This window comes from Anabaena sp. CCY 0017, from assembly GCF_963920885.1.
In the GTDB taxonomy this organism is placed as follows: domain Bacteria; phylum Cyanobacteriota; class Cyanobacteriia; order Cyanobacteriales; family Nostocaceae; genus Nodularia.
Map to the genome: position 1 here is coordinate 1 of NZ_CAWUDG010000063.1, position 2,694 is coordinate 2,694.

1 protein-coding gene is annotated in these 2,694 nt (G+C 43.1%); it reads right to left on the bottom strand.

Annotated features, from left to right (window positions below):
• Window positions 1-9: 9 nt before the first annotated feature.
• Window positions 10-2,694: hypothetical protein (locus tag ACM0OW_RS25620; RefSeq protein ID WP_414553526.1), on the bottom strand; the 2,685-nt coding region annotated here is incomplete at its 5' end.

Consider the following 2,694-nt stretch of genomic DNA (forward strand, 5'->3'; position numbering starts at 1 on the left):
ATCACTGAACTAACCAGCTAGTATCCTGCTTCTCTGAATTCGCCAACAGTATCCCCCTCTTGCCCAATCGAGGGCTTCTCCTCCCCGTCGAGCAGCAGGAGTATTACTTAACCAATCTGCTCCACGCTTAACTCCCCCTCCTGCCCAATCAAGAGCCTTGCCTCCCCAGCGCCCCACGCCTGTTTGAGCGAGACGCTTACCCCCCTTACCAAGGACATTGCCAACAACTGGGATTAACCCCATCCCCGCCCAAGCTGCATTCTGTAACGCTTCCTGCGCTTTGGCATCATCCCCTTGTGAGGCATAATATCCAGATTCACCCAGATACCAACCGGTATTAATGCCATCGGCAATGGTACTAACTACTTCTCCAGCAGCCCATCCTGCTGATGCACCTGCGATCGCACCTGGTATTGCTCCCACACCACCTGCGGCTAAACCTGCAATACCTCCAACAATACCTCCACCAATTGCACCAACAAAGGGCGCAGCTAAACCAACCAAATCTAAGATGTCATGTCCCCATTTACTAATTGCTGGGTAATGTTCTCCTAACCATCCTTTAACACCTGCCCACTTATCCCCTAACCAACTCATACTAGGTTGCAGGATATTCTCATTAGCCCAAGCTAATCCTTGCGATACTTTTTCTGTTGCCCAATTACCAAAATCACTAGCTTTATTCTTCGTCCATTCCCAACCAGCCTTAACCCCATCACCAGCCCATTGAAGAGCATTTTTACCCAACTCACCTAGACGTTGAACACCATTCCAAGCTTGAGAACCTTTTTCTTTGAGCCAATTACCAACACTAGAGCCTTTTTCCTGTAGCCAGTTAACCGCTCCAGACCCTTTTTGCTGAACAAAATTAACCGCACCATTCGCTTTTTGTGACAGCCAGCTTAAACCTGCGGAACTTTTCTGTTGAACGAAATTAACTGCACCATTCGCTTTTTCTGATAGCCAACTCGATGCACCAGAACTTTTTTCCTGTACCCAATTATTAGAACTGGAAACTTTATCACTTAAGGAAGAAACAACATTACTGGCTGTGTCTTGAACTCCAGACATTAGGGAACCAACAGCCCCACCAAGCCATTGTAAAATCGAGCTTCCTTTAGATTGAATACTGGAAACTGCTCCCTGTCCTTTTGCTTGTAATCCACTGACAAAAGACCCAGCTTTTTCACCAACTGCGTTAGCTGCACCTGCACCTTTTTCTGTGAGCCAATTTTTAGCAGTTTCACCTTTCTGTGTCAGCCAATTAAAAGCACTGCTGCCTTTTTCACTCAGCCAAGATGTTGCACTGCTCGATTTTTCGGCAATAAATGTCCCGGCACTACTAGCTTTTTCACTGAGCGAAGAAGTTGCACTACTAGCTTTTTCTCCTATCCAAGAGCTTGCACCATTAACTTTTTCTCCAAGCCAACTAAATGCTCCTCCTGTCTTATCATCAATCCATGCACCAGCACTATTAACTTTTTCTGATAACCAATTAGTTGCTGCTCCTGCCTTTTCTGTTGCCCAAGTGGTAGCATTATTAACTTTTTCTCCAACCCAGTTTTGTGCTTCTCCTGCCTTATCTTGGAAGCTTGTCCATCCTTGTGATGCTTTATCAGTTAAAGTTGTCCATTTCTCATTGAGGAAATTTCCAGCATTTGTAACAGACTCATTTACAGAAGTCTTAACTTGTTCTCCCTGCTGTTGTAATTGTGTGCCAACATCCTGCGCTTTGTGGCTAATTCCTTGCCATCCTTGCTCAATTTTTTGCGTTACAGGAGCAACTTTACTTTGAATTGCTGCCCAAGTTGATTGAGATTCTGCTTTGAGTGCAAGCCATTCTGCTTGTAGAGCTTGACCGTTCCCGCTTCCCTGTTGCTGGTTTTGGTCTTCTTGTTTTGCCCCTGCTGAAGCCCCATTCATTTTATTTATAAAGCCAGAAGCTTTTGCCATATAAGCTTGGGAAAACTGCTGGGCTTCTATTTCCAGAGCCGTTATTTCTGAAGTTGCACTACTTTCTAAATTTGTCCAATTACTTTCAATTTCTCCTTTTGAATCAACAGCTTTATTTTCAATATTGGTAATTTTATCTGTTACTTCAGTTTGGATTTCTTGCTCTTTAGCAGTAGTTTCTTGTTTTAAGTTTGCTTCTTCTCCTTGTAATTCAGTGGCTTGGGTTTGGGCATCTGTTTGTAGTTCTGTACCTTTAGCTTCAGTCTCTCCTTCTACTTCAGTCCCTTTAGTTTCTATTTCTGACTGAAGTTCATCACCTTTGGCTTGTTTATCAGTTTCTAATTCAGTGCCTTTGGCTTGTTTATCAGTTTCTAATTCAGTGCCTTTGGCTTGTTTATCAGTTTCTAATTCAGTGCCTTTAGCTTGTTTATCAGTTTCTAATTCAGATGCCTTAGCTTGTTTATCACCATCTAATTCACTGCCTTTAGCTTGTTTATCACCGTCTAATTCACTACCTTTAGCTTGTTTTGCCCCATCTACTTGAGATTTTTTACCATCAGCATCACCTCGTAATTCACTCTTCTTCCCAGAAGCATCACCCTTCAGGGAATCTAAAATACCTTTTGCCCAGTCTAAAGGATTCTTAAGTAAGTCTCTTTGAACAACTTCACCTGATTTAAGTTTTTCTGGGAGCAACGCGATTTTGTGAAGTCGGAGAAAAAACAAGCGATCGCAAAAACT